The 14,984-nt window shown below is 66.8% G+C and carries 13 protein-coding genes; 12 read left to right on the top strand and 1 reads right to left on the bottom strand.

Annotated features, from left to right (window positions below; translation table 11 throughout):
• The first annotated feature begins 466 nt into the window (after positions 1 to 466).
• Both AAG816_RS19835 and AAG816_RS19830 read left to right on the top strand, forming a co-directional pair.
• Positions 467 to 1,558, top strand: a complete 1,092-nt coding sequence (locus tag AAG816_RS19835) for a hypothetical protein (protein WP_341991408.1) — start codon at positions 467 to 469, stop codon at positions 1,556 to 1,558.
• Between the two features lie 448 nt (positions 1,559 to 2,006).
• Entirely contained in the window at positions 2,007 to 2,468 is a 462-nt protein-coding gene (locus tag AAG816_RS19830) for a nuclear transport factor 2 family protein (RefSeq protein WP_341991407.1), read from the top strand.
• A 41-nt stretch (positions 2,469 to 2,509) separates the two neighbouring features.
• Here AAG816_RS19830 and AAG816_RS19825 read toward each other — a convergent pair whose 3' ends face one another.
• Complete coding sequence (locus AAG816_RS19825; protein ID WP_341991405.1) at positions 2,510 to 4,762, bottom strand: molybdopterin-dependent oxidoreductase; 2,253 nt, start codon at positions 4,760 to 4,762, stop codon at positions 2,510 to 2,512.
• A 257-nt stretch (positions 4,763 to 5,019) separates the two neighbouring features.
• On the opposite strand from AAG816_RS19825, the gene AAG816_RS19820 reads away from it, so the two are divergent.
• The 10 genes from AAG816_RS19820 to AAG816_RS19775 form a co-directional block, all read left to right on the top strand.
• Entirely contained in the window at positions 5,020 to 5,955 is a 936-nt protein-coding gene (locus AAG816_RS19820; protein ID WP_341991404.1) for a 4-hydroxy-tetrahydrodipicolinate synthase, read from the top strand.
• A 5-nt stretch (positions 5,956 to 5,960) separates the two neighbouring features.
• Positions 5,961 to 6,740, top strand: coding sequence for an SDR family oxidoreductase (locus AAG816_RS19815; RefSeq protein WP_341991403.1), 780 nt, complete (start codon positions 5,961 to 5,963; stop codon positions 6,738 to 6,740).
• 108 nt (positions 6,741 to 6,848) lie between these two features.
• Positions 6,849 to 7,847: a LysR family transcriptional regulator gene (locus AAG816_RS19810; protein ID WP_341991402.1), complete on the top strand. Its 999-nt coding sequence runs from the start codon at positions 6,849 to 6,851 to the stop codon at positions 7,845 to 7,847.
• A gap of 117 nt (positions 7,848 to 7,964) precedes the next feature.
• Entirely contained in the window at positions 7,965 to 8,702 is a 738-nt protein-coding gene (locus AAG816_RS19805) for an enoyl-CoA hydratase/isomerase family protein (RefSeq protein ID WP_341991401.1), read from the top strand.
• 47 nt (positions 8,703 to 8,749) lie between these two features.
• Positions 8,750 to 9,787 carry an alcohol dehydrogenase catalytic domain-containing protein gene (locus AAG816_RS19800; protein WP_341991400.1) on the top strand — a complete coding sequence of 346 codons (1,038 nt, stop codon included), beginning with the start codon at positions 8,750 to 8,752 and terminating at the stop codon, positions 9,785 to 9,787.
• Between the two features lies 1 nt (position 9,788).
• Positions 9,789 to 11,321, top strand: a complete 1,533-nt coding sequence (locus tag AAG816_RS19795) for an AMP-binding protein (protein WP_341991399.1) — start codon at positions 9,789 to 9,791, stop codon at positions 11,319 to 11,321.
• 283 nt (positions 11,322 to 11,604) lie between these two features.
• Positions 11,605 to 12,612, top strand: coding sequence for an ABC transporter permease (locus tag AAG816_RS19790; RefSeq protein ID WP_341991398.1), 1,008 nt, complete (start codon positions 11,605 to 11,607; stop codon positions 12,610 to 12,612).
• Positions 12,609 to 13,451, top strand: coding sequence for an ABC transporter permease (locus AAG816_RS19785; RefSeq protein ID WP_341991397.1), 843 nt, complete (start codon positions 12,609 to 12,611; stop codon positions 13,449 to 13,451). The genes AAG816_RS19790 and AAG816_RS19785 overlap by 4 nt, the downstream gene beginning before the upstream one ends.
• Positions 13,451 to 14,479 (top strand): ABC transporter ATP-binding protein, encoded by a 1,029-nt coding sequence (locus AAG816_RS19780; protein WP_341991396.1) that lies wholly within the window; start codon positions 13,451 to 13,453, stop codon positions 14,477 to 14,479. Before AAG816_RS19785 ends, AAG816_RS19780 begins: the two co-directional genes overlap by 1 nt.
• The coding region (locus tag AAG816_RS19775) for a dipeptide/oligopeptide/nickel ABC transporter ATP-binding protein (RefSeq protein ID WP_341991395.1) at positions 14,476 to 14,984 on the top strand (509 nt) is incomplete at its 3' end. The genes AAG816_RS19780 and AAG816_RS19775, both read left to right, overlap by 4 nt.

Raw genomic sequence — 14,984 nt, 5'->3', positions numbered from 1 at the left:
CATGGCTTTCGGCCACAACAGCTATTTCAGAAAAGACTGAAATGAATTGATCTGCCGCAACCTTAGCAGGGCCACGAACGGGATGCCCTGACGGACGCACGCAGGATGGCGTATTCGCACGGTTGTGCGGGCGTGGGGGAGCGCTTGTTCGCAGAGCCTGAACGCCCTTGGCGACTTGGTGGATCGTCCCGGCGCGGCGCATCCGCGACCGGGCGCTCTTCCCTTGCGCGCGACCATGACCGGGGCCGATCATTGCCGGCGGTGGCAACCTGAATATCGGAGAGCCGGCCGGGCGCCGACGGCGAATCTCGAGCCCATCATCGCCGTTCCACGAGACTTTGGATCCCTCCGAAAGCAGTCATTCACTTTCAATCGGTTTTCTGTTGCAATAAGTCGAAAGTTGACGGTCAGTTACGCCCCCCGAATTGGAAGGCAGCCGTTCGTTCATGACGACTTGGGGCATCAGATGATTGACGCGGCAAGGGACCTTTGGGGTCAAATTTTCAGTCGAGCCGTGGAGTTACCAGACGCCGCGATTTATAGACCGGAGAATGAGGGTTATCAGGCGCGATGCTTCCGCAAAGCATTACGCGCTGCCGGATGGAGTGAAGAGGAAATAAACGCTGGGCATGAAGCATATGCGCAGCTTGAGCAGCCCTTGCAGCCTTCAAGTCCAGGGGTGGCGCCGAATCTAGAAGCCCATGCGCAGATCATCGCTGATCGTGTCTCGGCAGCAATTACAGCTAAGGGCTTGGCACACACACCTGTTCTAATTGGTATTGATCCGCGGACCGGGGTAGAGGCCGGACTAACGAACGTTATCATGACTGACGAAGCGATCCTCACGGTCACATCGTTCTTTTTTCGCTGGTGCGGTTTGATCGCGAGAGCCTACACACGAACGCTTATGCTCAATCCGAGTTACTGGAGTTCATCTAAACTTTCAGCGGATGAAGATCGATTTCTCTTACTGCGGAATGTTGAACTTACCATTTATTGGAATCGCATCTTCGTCTCGTTCGCCTCGACGGGTACGCATGCCCTAGTCCCCTACCAGCCCGCAACCCAGATGGAGCTCATGTTATTCGAGCAGGTTGCCTGGTCCATGGAATACTTTGCCTTCGCGCATGAATACGGACATCATGCACTCGTCCACCGGAACATTGGCGACGACCCGATCAAACAAGAGCACGATGCCGACCGCTTCGCGATGAGCTTGGCTGAGCACCTACGTTCCGAACCCCTTCAGATCGACAATCCTTACATCGCGACAGGCGCCGGAGCTGTGCTCGTACTTATAGCGAACGACATTCTTAGGTCCATCGACGCAGAGGATGCGCTCGCGCCAACCAAGGAGGCAGTGCGCACCCATCCTCCGACCTCTGAGAGGATTTCTAGAATTACGAATAGACATCTGATGCAACCCGCCCGGTTCGGGTTTGATCGGGAATTTTGTAACACTGTTGCTCGGATCATGACCGCCGTAGCTGGGATAGTCCGCGAGTTTCACGATTTAGGAGGGAGGGAGCTCATCAACAAAATTAGATCATCTACGTGACCGAATTGGCCTCAGTTCCCTGGGCCGCTCGAGATTAACCAGTTCGAGCCGCTAAAGGTTGCCATGAGCTTCGCATGGAAGCCACGTAACTCACCCAGGTCGGACATTCACTGAGTTCGCTTTCGCAGGATCTTGACCGATAGCGAACCGTCTGGAAACCACCCCAAAGCAGACGTTGGTCGCCACCGCGGCGAACTTCCGCTCCTGGCGCAAGGCGGCGCACGGCGTTCGGCCCTGAGTCCGCTCGAAGACGCCCAGGGATTGGCCTACCCGCTGGCGGTGCCCGCCCACTCCCCCGCACTCCGATCAGAAACGCAAACGTGTTCGCGCTCACCACCGCGTTTCCATCGCTGCGCATTGGCAATTCCGGCGCGTTCCCGTATCGGCTGACCCTTGGGGCGTCAGGTGATCCGCACCGGGGACACGCCCGAACGGTCAAGGAGATCCCATGCGCGTGCTGACTTTGAACCGGGCGCTGGCGGCCTGCGCCGTCGTCATGTCCCTCGGCGCCATCGCGCCCGCCGCCCATGCGGCGGACAAGACGCCCAAGCAGATCGTCACCGAATTCTACCGGATGGTGTTCGAGCAGCATAAGGTGCAGGAGGGCTTCGATACCTATGTCGCTTTGCCCTACACCCAGCACAATCCCAACGTGCCGGACGGCCCGGAGGCCACCATCAAATTCCTCAGCGGGCGGTTCGAGAACAACCCGCAGGCCACCAACAAGATGGTGCGGGTGATCGCCGACGGCGATCTGGTGGCGGTGCATGTGCACTCCACCCTCAATCCGCAGGATCGCGGCAATGCCATCGTCGACATCTTCCGGGTGTCGAACGGCAAGATCGTCGAGCATTGGGACGTGATCCAGCCGGTGCCGGAAAAGGCCGCCAATCCCAACACCATGTTCTGAGCCGCGCCGGCTTCCGGCCCGACGATGCGGGTGGCGCGCCCTCAGGCGCGCGCCACCTCCACCAGGCAGCTCATGGCGTTCGGCCCCTGGGAGAGGCCGGAGGTGCCCACGTCGCGTGTGAGCACATTGGCGGTGCCGGCCCGCTCCGGGGCGCCGGCCAGCGGATCGGGATCGAACCAGGCGCCGGTGGCCATCACCACCACCCCTGGGCGCACCCCGGCGTCCAGTTGCAGGCCGGCCAGCAAAGCGCCGCGGCCGTTGAACACCCGCACCGTATCCCCCGCCGCGCAGCCGCGGGCGGCGGCATCATCGGGATGCAAGGTGATGGCCTCGCGGCCCGCCACCTTGCCGCTCTGCGCCAGGGGGGCGAAATCCATCTGGCTGTGCAGGCGGTCGGCGGGCTGGACGGTGAGCAGATGCAGCGGGAAATGGGTCGCCAAAGGCGCGCCGCCCCATTCCTGCGGCGTCATCCAGGTGGGATGGGGCGGGCAGTCCTTCAGGCCGAAGCCGGCGATGGCGGCGCTGTAGAGTTCGATCCGCCCGCTGGGGGTCTTCAGCGGATGGGCCTTGGGATCGGCGCGGAAATCGGCGAACAGCACGAAGTCCTCGTCCGGCTCCGGCAATTCCACCGCGCCCTGCGCCCAGAAGGTCTCGAAATCCGGGAAGGGGATGCCCGCCGCGCCATTGGCGGCGGCGCATTGGGCATAGATGGCGCGGATCCAGCCCATCTCGTCGCGCCCTTCGGTGAAGGCGGCCTCATGGCCCAGGCGCGCCGCCAGATCGGCGAAGATGGCGAAGTCCGAACGCGCCTCATGCAGCGGGGCGATGGCCTGGTGCATGGCCAATACGAAACGGTCGCGGGACGAGCCGCCGATGTCGTTGCGCTCCAGGGTGGTGGTCACCGGCAGCACGATGTCGGCGCGCTTGGCGGTGGGGGTCCACCAGATCTCGTTGACGATGATGGTGTCCGGCTTCTCCCAGGCGCGGGCGAAGCGGTTGAGCTGCTGATGGTGGTGGAACGGATTGCCGCCCGCCCAGTGGATCAGCCGCACATCGGGATAGGTCTCGGTGCGGCCGTTGAAGTCATAGGTGCTGCCGGGCGCTTCCAGCATCTCGGTGATGCGGGCGGCGGGAATGGCGCGGCGAATGGGGTTGGCCCCCACCGCCATCTCCGGCCCCGCCGTCGGGCGGCGGGGATTGCCCACCCCGTTCATGGAGCCGTGGCCGAAGCCGAAGCCGCCACCCGGCAGGCCCACCTGCCCCAGCAGCGCCGCCAAGGCGATGGCCATCCAATAAGGCTGCTCGCCATGCTCGGCCCGCTGCACCGCATAGGAGCAGGTGAGGAAGCTGCGCACCCCCACGAGGCGCGCCGCCAGCGCGGCGATCTGTTCCGCCGGCAGGCCGCAGATGGCGGCCGCCCAGTCCGGGGTCTTGGGGATGCCGTCGCTCTCGCCGCGCACATAGGCCAGCAGCGCATCGGCCCCCACCGTATGGGTGGCGAGAAAGGCATGGTCCGCGCCATCCAGGCGCAGGATCTCGAACGCCAGCGCCAGCATGAAGGCGGTGTCGGTATTGGGCCGGATCGGCAGCCATTCGGCATTGAGGAAATCCGGGCAATCCCCCCGCGTGGGCGAGACATTGACCACCGGAATGCCGGACGCCGCCAGCCGGCGCAGCCATTTTTCCTGGGTGTGCTGGGCCGCGCCCCCGGACGCCACCTGGCCGTTCTTCAGCGCCAGCCCGCCGAAGGCAATGAAGATCTGCGCATGGGCGAGGATGCTCGGCCAGGCGGTGACCCGGCCGGTGAGCGGCTGATAGGTGCCGATCACATGCGGCAGCAGGAATTGCGCCGTGCCCCAGCTGTAATTGCCCACCTGATCCACGGCGCCGCCGCCGCTGAAATAGAACCGCCGCACCAGCGAGCGGGCATGGTGGAAGCGCCCGGCGGACGACCAGCCATAGGAGCCGCCGAACAAGGCGCTGCGGCCGTGCTCGGCCTCGACGCGGGTGATCTCGCCGGCCACCAGCTCCAGCGCCAGATCCCAGCTCACCTCGATCATGCGCTCGCTGCCGCGCCCGGCCCCGCCCGCCCGATAGCCATGGGCCAGGAAGCTCTCGCGCACCGCGGGGCGCTCAATGCGGTGGGGAGAATAGACCGACGGCACGATGCTCTCCAGCATCGGCGAAGGCGCCGGATCGCCGGGGAACGGCTCGCAGCCGATCAGCCGGCCATCCTCCACCACTGCGGTGAAGGCGCCCCAATGGGCCAGATGGGGCATGCGCTGGATCGCCATGGTCTGTCTCTCGGTCCGCCGCGGCGGCACTGGCTGGAAGGCTTGCGCAGGTGCGTTGCCGGCAACCCGCTATTGACAGGGTGACGGGTGCGCGTCAGATTTCAAACAATTATTTGAAACGGAGCCTCCCGCGCAGTGCGCCGCATCTCCGGGAGCGCCGCGGCAGCCTTGATTTCCGGCCGGTTTTCCGGCGCCCTTATCCTTTAGCAGCAGCCACCCGCGGGCGGGTATCGCTCCGCATCAGGCAGAGGCCATCCATGGAAAAGATCACCGGTTCCTTCGTCGCCATCGTGACGCCGTTCAACAAGGACGGCTCGGTGGATTTCGCCGCCTTCCGCGACCTGCTGAAGTTCCAGGCGGACAACGGCACCAGTGCCATCCTGATCATGGGCTCCACGGGCGAGACCTCCATGCTCTCCGCCGAGGAGAAGAAGCAGGTCATCGTCGAGACCGCCAAGATGAAGACCGCGGCCATGCCGATCTTCTACGGCTGCACCGGCAACAACACCGAAAGCACCATCGAGAACGTCCGCTTCGCCAAGGCCAATGGCGCCGACGGCGCGATTCTCGCCGCCCCGGCCTATATCTGCGCCCCGGAAGCGGACATCGAGGGCTTCTTCCTGGAAGTGGCGGACGCCACCGATCTGCCGCTGGGCATCTATAACAACCCGCCGCGGGTGAAGAGCGACCTGCACTGGGACCATCTGCTGCGCATCTTCAAGCACCCGAACTATGTGATCCACAAGGAGTCCACCACCCGCGTCGGCCAGGTGGCGCAGGTGCTGGCGGCGCGTCCCGACGTCTCGGTGATGTGCTGCGACAGCCCCAATCTCGGCCTGGTGGTGCCCACCATGAGCCTGGGCGGCCACGGCACCGCCAACATGACCGGCAACCTCGCCCCGGCGGAACTGGCCACCATCTCCCGTCCATGGAGCGCCAATGCCGGTGCTGAGGCGTTCAAGGATGCCTATCTCGGCCTGCTGCCCATGCTCCACTACACCTATTCGGCCATCAATCCGGTGGCGGTGAAGTCGCTGATGAAGGCGGTCGGCCTGCCGGTGGGCGAGCTGCGCAAGCCGCTGCGTGGCCTGGAAGGCGAGGCGCTGGCCAAGGGCCTGCGCATCGTGAAGGAGCTGGAGCTGGACAAGAAGTACGGCTGGACCCTGGCTCCGCTCTCCGCCGTGGCGGCCTGAGCCCCATGGATCTCGGCATTGCCGGCCGCCGCGCCCTCGTGACCGGCGGCAGCCGGGGCATGGGGCGCGCCTGCGCCGAAGCGCTCGCCCGCGAGGGCGTGCATGTGACCATCGCGGCCCGCACCAAGGCCACGCTTGAGCAGGCGGCGGCGGAGATTTCCGCCGCTGCGGGCATCAAGGTGGGCTTCATCGCCGCCGACATGACCACCGATGCCGGGCGCCTGGCGGCGCTCGCCGCCTGCCCCGATCCGGGCATCCTGATCAATAACGGCGACGGCGAGCCTCCCGGCGACTATCGCACCCATACCCGCGCCGACTGGATCCGGGCGCTGGACCGCATGATGCTGGCGCCCATCGAGATGATGCGCCTGACCGTGGACGGCATGATGGACCGCGGCTTCGGCCGGGTGGTCAACATCGTCTCGCGCAGCGTGAAGACGCCGCAGATCGAGCTGGCCCTGTCCAATGGCGCCCGCTCGGGCCTGGTGGGCTTCGTGGCCGGGCTGGCCCGCACCACCGTGTCTCGCAACGTGACCATCAACAACATCCTGCCCGGCATCATCGCCTCCGACGCCCAACGCGACCATGTGCAGGGCCTGGTGGCCATGACCGGCCGGTCGTTCGAAGAGATCTGGGCGGAACGCGCGGCGCAGAACCCGGCGGGACGCTATGGCGAGCCGGCGGAAATCGGCGCCTATGCCGCCTTCCTGTGCTCGGCCAAGGCCGGGTTCGTCACCGGCCAGAACCTGCTGGTGGACGGCGGGCAGTATCCCGGCACGTTCTGAGTGCCCCTGACTGAGTGCCTCTGACGTCGCGCATCGCCGCACCCTCGGGGCGATGCGCGGCCACCGGTTTCCTGCGATACTGCCGCCGCAGCGCAGGGATGGGACAGCATGGGCAGGCGGCGCGACGAACCGGACGGAGCGCCTGAGCCGCCGGTCGCCGCCAGGGCGGACGGTCCGGCGAAGGACCGGGCACCGGCATCCGCGCGACTGCATCCCGGCCAGCTCGATGTCTTCAGCGCCGTGGTCGCCACCGGCAGCGTGACCGCCGCCAGCCGGCACCTCAATCTCTCGCAGCCGGCGGTGAGCCGGCGGTTGGCGGAGCTGGAGCGGTCGGTGGGCTTCGCCCTGTTCCTGCGGGACGGCAAGCGCCTCATCATCACCCCCGAGGGCGCCGCGTTCCATGACGAGCTGATGGTCAGCTATGCGGGCCTGGAGCGCATGACCAAGGTGGCGGGGGAGATCCGCGAGGTGCGGCGCGGCCATGTGCGGTTCGCGGCCATTCCCGCGCTTTGCTTCGGGCCGGTGCCGCGGGCGCTGGCCGAATTCATGCGCCTCTACCCGGATATCAACGTCACCTTCGAGGTCCATGCCTCCGCCCGCATCCGCGATGCCGTGGCCAATGGCCTGTTTGACGTGGGGGTGACGCAGGCACCGGAGCGCTTCGCGGGCCTGACCATCGCCCACAGCTTCCAGGCGCCCTGCCGCGCGGTGCTGCCCCCGGGCCACAGGCTGGCGAGCCGCCCCGCATTGGGGCTGGAGGATCTGCCGGGGCAGGGCTTCATCGCCGTGCCGCCGGACAGCGAAGTCGGCCGCGATCTGCGACACCGGCTGGAGGCCGCCGGCCTCGCCCTCAACGTCAGGGCCGAGGCCCTGACCTCGCTTGCCGCCTGCGCCCTGGTGGCGGCGGGGGCCGGCATCTCGGTGGTGGACCCGTTCACCGCCGAGGAGTTCGGTGGCGGGCAATTGGCGGCCCGGCCGTTCCTGCCCCGGCTCGATTTCCGCTTTGCCATCGCCCTTCCCGAGCGGCGCATCGCCTCCCAACCTGTCACCCTGCTGGTGGCGCTGTTGGCCCGGCATCTGGCCCAGGATCCCCGCATCGAACGCTAATCCATCCTTTCCCTTATGCATGCACGGCATAAGCAGGCCAAAAATCAGCATTGGAGGTTATGTCAGCGGGTGTGCTGCATTCCTTCTGCTGGCGAAGGCCAAGCTGAAGGGGTCGGAATGACAATCACGCTTGAAACCCATGCTGGCATCGCCACGGTCACCATCCGGCGGCCGGAGGTGATGAATGCGCTGGACGTGCCCGCCAAGGAGCGGCTGGGCGAGATCTGGCGCGAGGTCGCCGCCGATGACGCGGTGCGGGTGGTGGTGCTCACCGGCGCCGGGGAGCGCGCCTTCTGTGCCGGCTCCGACATCAAGGAAATCAACCGCACCGGTCAGATGGTCACCACCGAGGTGCTGCTGGACGCCATTCCCGGTGTCGGCGTGCGCCTGGACAAGCCGGTGATCGGCGCCCTGCACGGCTATTGCATCGGCATGGGCATGACGCTGGCGCTGCATTGCGACCTGCGGTTGGCGGCGCACAACACGGTGATCGGCTATCCCGAGGTGCGCCACGGCATGATCTCGGCCATGAGCGCCATGCGGCTCGGCGAAGTCATCCCCCAGGCCTATGCGATGGAATTGTTGCTGATGGCCCGCAATGTGGACGCAATGGAAGCCTACCGGTTCGGCCTCCTCAATGCCGTGGTGGATGACGTGCACGCGACCGCCGCCCAATGGGCGGAGCGGATTGCAAGCTATCCAGCCATCGGCGTGCAGACCACCAAGCGCCTCGCCACCTTCAGTCGCCGCGCCGCTTATGCGGCCGCGCGGGTGGAAGCGGCCGCGGCGCGGGACGCGGTGGAAGCCAAGGACGACTTCCGCCAGGGCGCTGCCGCCCACCAGACCCGCCGCTGACCCGCGCCGCCGCATTCCCCTGTCGCGTTGAACCACCGGACTGTCCCATGACTCTGATGAACGCCGTCGTCTTTCCCGCCTTCGGACCTCCCGACGTGTTCCGCGCGGTGCGCGTGGACCGGCCGGATCCGGGGCCGGACGAGGCGCTGGTGCGCATCCATGCGGCGGGCATCTGCTATCACGACGTCCTCTCCCGGGCCGGTCGCATCCCGCGCGACCAGCCGGGCCAGATCCTCGGCCATGAGATTTCCGGCGTGGTGGACGAGGTGGGCGCCAACGTTCCCGCCAGCCGCGTGGGCGAGCGGGTGGTGATCTACCAGCGGCTCTATTGCGGCATCTGCCCCCATTGCCTGGGCGGGCGGCAGGACCTGTGCCGCAACAGCCGGGTGCTGGGCGAACAGGGCGGCGGCGGCTATGCGGAATATTGCTGCGTGCCGGTGCGCAACCTGATCCCGGTGCCCGATGCGGTCAGCCTCGATGCCGCCGCTTTGGCGGTGTGCCCCATCGGCACCAGCATCCGCGCGCTCGTCGGGGTCGCCGAGGCCAAGGTCGGCGACACGGTGCTGATCACCGGCGCCGGCGGCGGCCTGGGGCTGCATCAGATCCAGATCGCCAAGACCCTGCATACGCGGGTGATCGCGGTGACCAGTTCGCCGGACAAGGAAGCCGCCATCCGCGCCGCCGGTGCCGACGAGGTGATCGTGGCGCCGGACGGCGCCTTCAGCAAGGAAGCCTGGCGGCTGACCGGCAAGATCGGCGCGGACATCGTCCTGGAGAATGTGGTCTCCAGCACCATCGGCGAGAGCCTGCGCGCCTGCGCCGCCCATGCGGTGGTGGTGGTGCTGGGCAATGTGGAGGCCCGTCCGATCCAACTGGACCCCGGCCTGATCATCGGCCGACGCCTGCGCATCTGCGGTTCGGGCAATGCAACCTATGCGGATGTTCGCATGGGTTTACATCTTTTGGCCACTGGATCGATCCAACCGGTGGTCCACAGCGTTTTGCCCTTTCCAGACGTCGCAGAAGGGCACAGGCTGATGGAGAGCCGGCACACCACCGGCCGTATTCTTCTGAAGGGGTGGTGATATGCACCTCGGCCTTCTTTTTCGCCGGGCTCGCGCCTGGCACGGTGATCGTGTTGCCCTGGTTGATGAAGCAGGGCCGTGGACCTTCGAGGCCTTTTCGGCACGGGTCGCACAGTTTGGGCAGGCGATGGCGGGCCTCGGGCTCGTCCGCGGCGACCGCATCGCGCTGCTCATGCCGGACATCCGCGAATATCTGGAGGCGGACTATGGCGCCATGGTCGCCGGCTTCGTCCGGGTGCCCATGGACCCGAAGGCGAGCCGCGCCGATCTCCTGGCGCAGTTGCGCCATGCGGGCGCGCGGGCGGTGGTGGCCGATGCCGGTCTGGCCGCGGTGGCAGAGGATCTGCGGGCGGACGTGGCGGCCCTCGACCATGTGGTCGCGGTCCGCGGCCCCCTGCCCGGCGCCCATGACTACGAAACCCTGCTGAGCCAAGCCTCCGACCGCTTTGTGCCGGCGGGCGCCGACACCGAACTGGCGTCGCTGAACTTCAGCGGCGGCACCACCGGGCGGCCCAAGGCCATCATGCTGCGGCACAGCAATCTGTTCGCCGTGGTCCAGCACCTCATCGCCGGCTTCGACATCCGGCCGGAGAGCGTGTTCCTGAACGTGCGCCCGCTCTGGCCGGTGGCGCAGGTGGTGTCGCTGGCCTATCTGCTGGGCGGGGCGCGCATCGTGCTGGGCGGCGGGTTCGATCCCGAGCGCTTCCCGTTTCAGATGGCCCGCAGCGGTGCCACCCGGACCTCCCTGGTCCCGACCCAGTTGCGCCGCGCCCTGGAGCATCTGGCCCCCGATGACGTGGCCCTCAATGCCCTGGAAGCGGTGCATGTGGGCGGCTCGCGCATCCCCACGCCGGTGTTTGAACAGGCGCTGGAGGTGATGGGGCCCCGCATCGGTGTCCTGTACGGACTGACCGAGGCCCCGGTCACCTGCTATTTGAAACCCGAACGGCTCGATTGCCGTCGCGCCATGCGGGCCGTGATCCGCGACTGCGTGGGCAAGCCGCTGTTCGGCTATGAGGTGGCCCTGGCCGGCACCGACGTCGACGCGCCGGGGGATGCCACCGGCGAGGTGCTGATCCGCGGGCCGAACGTCATGGCCGGCTATTGGAACGACCGCGCCGCCACCGCCGCCGCCCTCAAGGACGGCTGGCTGCATACGGGCGACATCGGCCAGTTCACCGACAAGGGCGATCTGGCCATTGTCGGTCGGATCAAGGACGTGATCCGCACCGGCAGCGTCTCGGTGGTGACCAAGGAGGTGGAGGATGCCATCGCCCGCCATCCGGCCATCCGCGACGTGGCGGTGATCGGCGTGCCGGACCTGGAGTGGGGCGAGGCGGTGACGGCCTTCGTGGTGCTGAAAGACGGTGGCGAGGCGAGCGCCGAGGACATCCTGGCGTTCTGCCGCGCCAATCTGTCCGGCGCCAAGCGCCCCAAGAGCGTGCATCTGCGCGGGGAATTGCCCCGCTCTCATTATGGCAAGATCCTGCGCCAGGACCTGCTGGCCGGGCTCGACCTCACCGTCGACGCCTGACACCGCGGGGGGCGGCACCGCCCCCTGAAAGCGGCGGACGTCAGCCGCCGTGTCACACGGACGAAAAATTCAAACACTTGTTTGCAAAACCTGCTTGCAATCGCTGGGTAAGTGTTGTCCTTTTATACGTCCGCGCTGAAAGCGTGGGCATGCACGCGCCTTAGTCATGTTCTTGGGCGCGGCCAATATACGCCGCGTAGTCGTGCATAGACGCGGACGTGAAAAAGTGCCGTTTCAGGGAATTCGTCTGGATTGCGTCTCTTGCTGAAGCGGACGGATCATCATGGCTAAAACGAAGACCGGGCGTTCCGGCGGCTCCTTGGCCGCCTTCTTTGCCCGGCGACTGGTCCAAGCAATTCCGGTGCTGATCGGCATCGTGCTGTTCAGCTTCGTCATCCTGCACATGGCTCCCGGCGATGCCATCGACGTGATGGCCGGGGAAGCGGGCACGGGCGACGCCGCTTATATGGCGCAGCTGCGCGAGAAATACGGGCTCGACCAGCCGCTCTATATCCAATTGGCGCGCTATGGCGTGCAGATCGCCCAGCTGGATCTGGGCTATTCCATCCGCAACAACATGCCGGTGCGCGATCTGATCCTCCAGCGCGTGGGCCCCACCATGATGCTGATGAGTGTGAGCATCGTGGTCTCGGTGGCGCTGGGGGTGCTGTTCGGCGCCTTGGCGGCGATCCGGCGCAACAGCTGGCTGGATGATTTGATCTCGCTGGTGGCGCTCTTGGCCTATGCCATGCCGATCTTCTGGATCGGGCTGATGCTCATCATCCTGTTCTCGGTCACTCTGGGCATCCTCCCCTCCGGCGGCTTCATCGACGTGGCGCGGCAGAATGTCAGCCCGCTGGGACGGGTGATGGACGTGCTCTGGCATCTGGTGCTGCCGGCGATGACCCTCTCGCTGTTCTATTTCGCCATCTACACCCGGCTGATGCGCGCCTCCATGCTGGAGGTGATGGGCCTGGACTATATCCGCACCGCCCGCGCCAAGGGCCTGGGCGCCGCCAAGGTCACGCTGCGCCATGTGGTGCGCAACGCCTTGCTGCCCATCGTGACCATGCTGGGCATGCAGACCGCATCGCTGCTGGGCGGGGCCGTGGTGGTGGAGACGGTGTTCAACTGGCCGGGCCTCGGGCGCCTCACCTATGACGCCGTGTTCCAGCGCGACTATTCCCTGCTCATCGGCATCCTGCTCATGAGCTCGGTCATGGTGATCATCATCAACATGCTGGTAGACCTCGCCTATTCCTGGCTCGACCCGCGGATTGTGGCCCGATGAGCGGCGCGCTCAATCTCTGGCGGCTGTTCCGCCGCAAGCGCACGGCGGTGATCGGCCTGGTGGTGTTCGCCCTGATCGTGGCGGCGGCACTCTTGGCGCCGGTGCTCTATCCCGAGGATCCCGGCGACATGGTGGCCGCGCCCCTGCTGTGGCCCGGCGAGGACATGGCCTATCCGCTCGGCACCGATCCGCTCGGCCGCGACATCGCCGCCGGCATCTTCCACGGCGCCCGCAGCGCGCTGATGATCGGCGGCATCTCCACCTTGGTGGCGCTGGCCATCGGCATCACGGTGGGCGCCCTGTCCGGCTATTACGGCGGCTGGGTCAATGACCTGCTGATGCGCATCACCGAGATGTTCCAGACCATGCCGCAATTCATCCTGGCGGTGGTGCTGGTGGCGATCTTCGGGCCGGCGCTGTCCTCCATCATCACCGCTCTGGCGCTGGTATCGTGGCCGCCGGTGGCACGCCTGGTGCGGGCCGAGGTGATGAGCCTGCGGGAGCGGGAGTTCGTGCAGTCCTGCTATGTGATCGGCATGAGCGAGCGCTCCATCATCTTCGGCCAGATCCTGCCCAATTGCCTCACCCCCATCATCGTCACCGCCTCCATCATGGTGGCCACCGCCATCCTCACCGAGGCGGGGCTCTCCTTCCTGGGCCTGGGCGATCCCAATGTGGTCACCTGGGGCGCCATGATCGGCGCCGGCCGCGAGAGCCTGCGCTCCGCCTGGTTCCTGGTAGCCGAGCCGGGTCTCGCCATCATCCTGGTGGTGCTGTCGCTGAACCTGGTGGGCGAGGGGCTCAATGATGCCCTCAACCCCAAGCTGAAGATGCGCTGATGGCCAAGCACGCGCAGATCCTCCCTTCCGATGCCCCGGTGCTGGCGGTCAGCGGCCTCACCACCCGCCTGCGCACCCGCGCCGGCGAGGTGACGGTGGTGGACAGCCTCGACTTCACCGTCACTGCCGGGGAGACCCTGGCGGTGGTGGGCGAGAGCGGCTCAGGCAAGTCCATGACCGCCCTCTCGCTCATGCGCCTCCTGCCCGAGGCGGTGGCCTTCAATGCCGGCGGCACCGTGCGCTTCAACGGCCGCGACGTGCTGGCCTTGTCGGAGCGCGACATGCGCACCCTGCGGGGCGCCGACATGTCCATGATCTTCCAGGAGCCCATGACCTCGCTCAATCCGGTCATGCGCATCGGCCGCCAGCTGGAGGAAGTGTTCGAGGAACACCGCCCCCTGCTGTCCCGCGCCGAGCGCCGGGACAAGGCCCGCGACCTGCTCAAGCTGGTGCGCATTCCCGATCCCGACCGGGTGCTGGACGAACTGCCCCATCGCCTGTCCGGCGGCATGCGCCAAAGGGTGATGATCGCCATGGCGCTGGCCTGCGATCCCAAGCTTTTGATCGCCGACGAGCCCACCACGGCGCTGGATGCCACGGTGCAGGCGCAGATCCTCGATCTGCTGCGGGCCTTGCAGGCGGAACTTGGCCTCGCCATCCTGCTGATCACCCACAATCTGGGCGTGGTGGCGGAAAATGCCGACCGGGTGCTGGTGATGTATGCGGGCCGCAAAGTGGAGGAAGCCCCGGTGGCGGAGCTGTTCCGGGCGCCCCGGCATCCCTATACGCGCGGCCTGCTGCGCGCCCTGCCCAATCCGGAGGCGGAGGATGACGGCCCGCGCCTGCCCTTGATGGAAATCCCCGGCATCGTTCCGGCGCTGTCCGCTCTGCCCAAGGGCTGCGCCTTCGCGCCGCGCTGCGCGGCGGTGGTGCCCGCCTGCACCGAGAGCCGGCCCGCATTGCGGGCGCTGGGGAACGGCACGGTGGCCTGCTTCCTCGCCACGGCCGACCAGGAGGCGCTGGCATGATCCGGTCCGAAAGCCCAGCAGCCGCGGCCCCCCTCAGTGCCAGCAGCAGTGCCGGCGGCACGCCCTTGTTGGAAGTGCGCGGCCTGGTGAAGCACCACGGCGACGTGCGCGCCGTGGATGGCGTCAGCTTCCAGATCCGCGCCGGCGAGACCGTGGGCCTGGTGGGCGAATCCGGCTGCGGCAAGTCCACTTTGGGCCGCGCCGTCATGGGCCTTGCCCCGCTCACCGACGGCGAAGTGTGCCTGGATGGCCAGGTGATTTCCGGCCTGCCCTATGCGAAGGTGCGGCCGCTGCGCAAGCGCATGCAGATGGTGTTCCAGGATCCCTATTCCTCGCTCAATCCCCGCCGCACGGTGGGCCAGATCATCGACGAGCCGCTAAAGGTCCACGGCATCGGCACGGCCAAGACCCGCCGCGCCCAGGTGCTGGAACTGATGGCCAAGGTGGGCCTGTCGCCGGAAGCCGCCTCGCGGTTTCCGCATGAGTTTTCCGGCGGCCAGCGCCA

This window comes from Azorhizobium sp. AG788 (assembly GCF_943371865.1).
In the GTDB taxonomy this organism is placed as follows: domain Bacteria; phylum Pseudomonadota; class Alphaproteobacteria; order Rhizobiales; family Xanthobacteraceae; genus Azorhizobium.
The sequence above is the reverse complement of the archived record's forward strand: the minus strand, read 5'-3'. Positions and strand labels throughout refer to the sequence as shown.

Excerpts from the sequence above, each read along its gene's own strand:
- AAG816_RS19805 (WP_341991401.1), top strand. The coding sequence starts at position 7,965 with ATGACAATCACGCTTGAAACCCATGCTGGCATCGCCACGGTCACCATC.
- AAG816_RS19780 (WP_341991396.1), top strand. The coding sequence starts at position 13,451 with ATGGCCAAGCACGCGCAGATCCTCCCTTCCGATGCCCCGGTGCTGGCG.
- AAG816_RS19825 (WP_341991405.1), bottom strand. The coding sequence starts at position 4,762 with ATGGCGATCCAGCGCATGCCCCATCTGGCCCATTGGGGCGCCTTCACC.
- AAG816_RS19820 (WP_341991404.1), top strand. The coding sequence starts at position 5,020 with ATGGAAAAGATCACCGGTTCCTTCGTCGCCATCGTGACGCCGTTCAAC.
- AAG816_RS19830 (WP_341991407.1), top strand. The coding sequence starts at position 2,007 with ATGCGCGTGCTGACTTTGAACCGGGCGCTGGCGGCCTGCGCCGTCGTC.
- AAG816_RS19790 (WP_341991398.1), top strand. The coding sequence starts at position 11,605 with ATGGCTAAAACGAAGACCGGGCGTTCCGGCGGCTCCTTGGCCGCCTTC.
- AAG816_RS19810 (WP_341991402.1), top strand. The coding sequence starts at position 6,849 with ATGGGCAGGCGGCGCGACGAACCGGACGGAGCGCCTGAGCCGCCGGTC.
- AAG816_RS19795 (WP_341991399.1), top strand. The coding sequence starts at position 9,789 with ATGCACCTCGGCCTTCTTTTTCGCCGGGCTCGCGCCTGGCACGGTGAT.
- AAG816_RS19835 (WP_341991408.1), top strand. The coding sequence starts at position 467 with ATGATTGACGCGGCAAGGGACCTTTGGGGTCAAATTTTCAGTCGAGCC.
- AAG816_RS19785 (WP_341991397.1), top strand. The coding sequence starts at position 12,609 with ATGAGCGGCGCGCTCAATCTCTGGCGGCTGTTCCGCCGCAAGCGCACG.
- AAG816_RS19815 (WP_341991403.1), top strand. The coding sequence starts at position 5,961 with ATGGATCTCGGCATTGCCGGCCGCCGCGCCCTCGTGACCGGCGGCAGC.
- AAG816_RS19800 (WP_341991400.1), top strand. The coding sequence starts at position 8,750 with ATGACTCTGATGAACGCCGTCGTCTTTCCCGCCTTCGGACCTCCCGAC.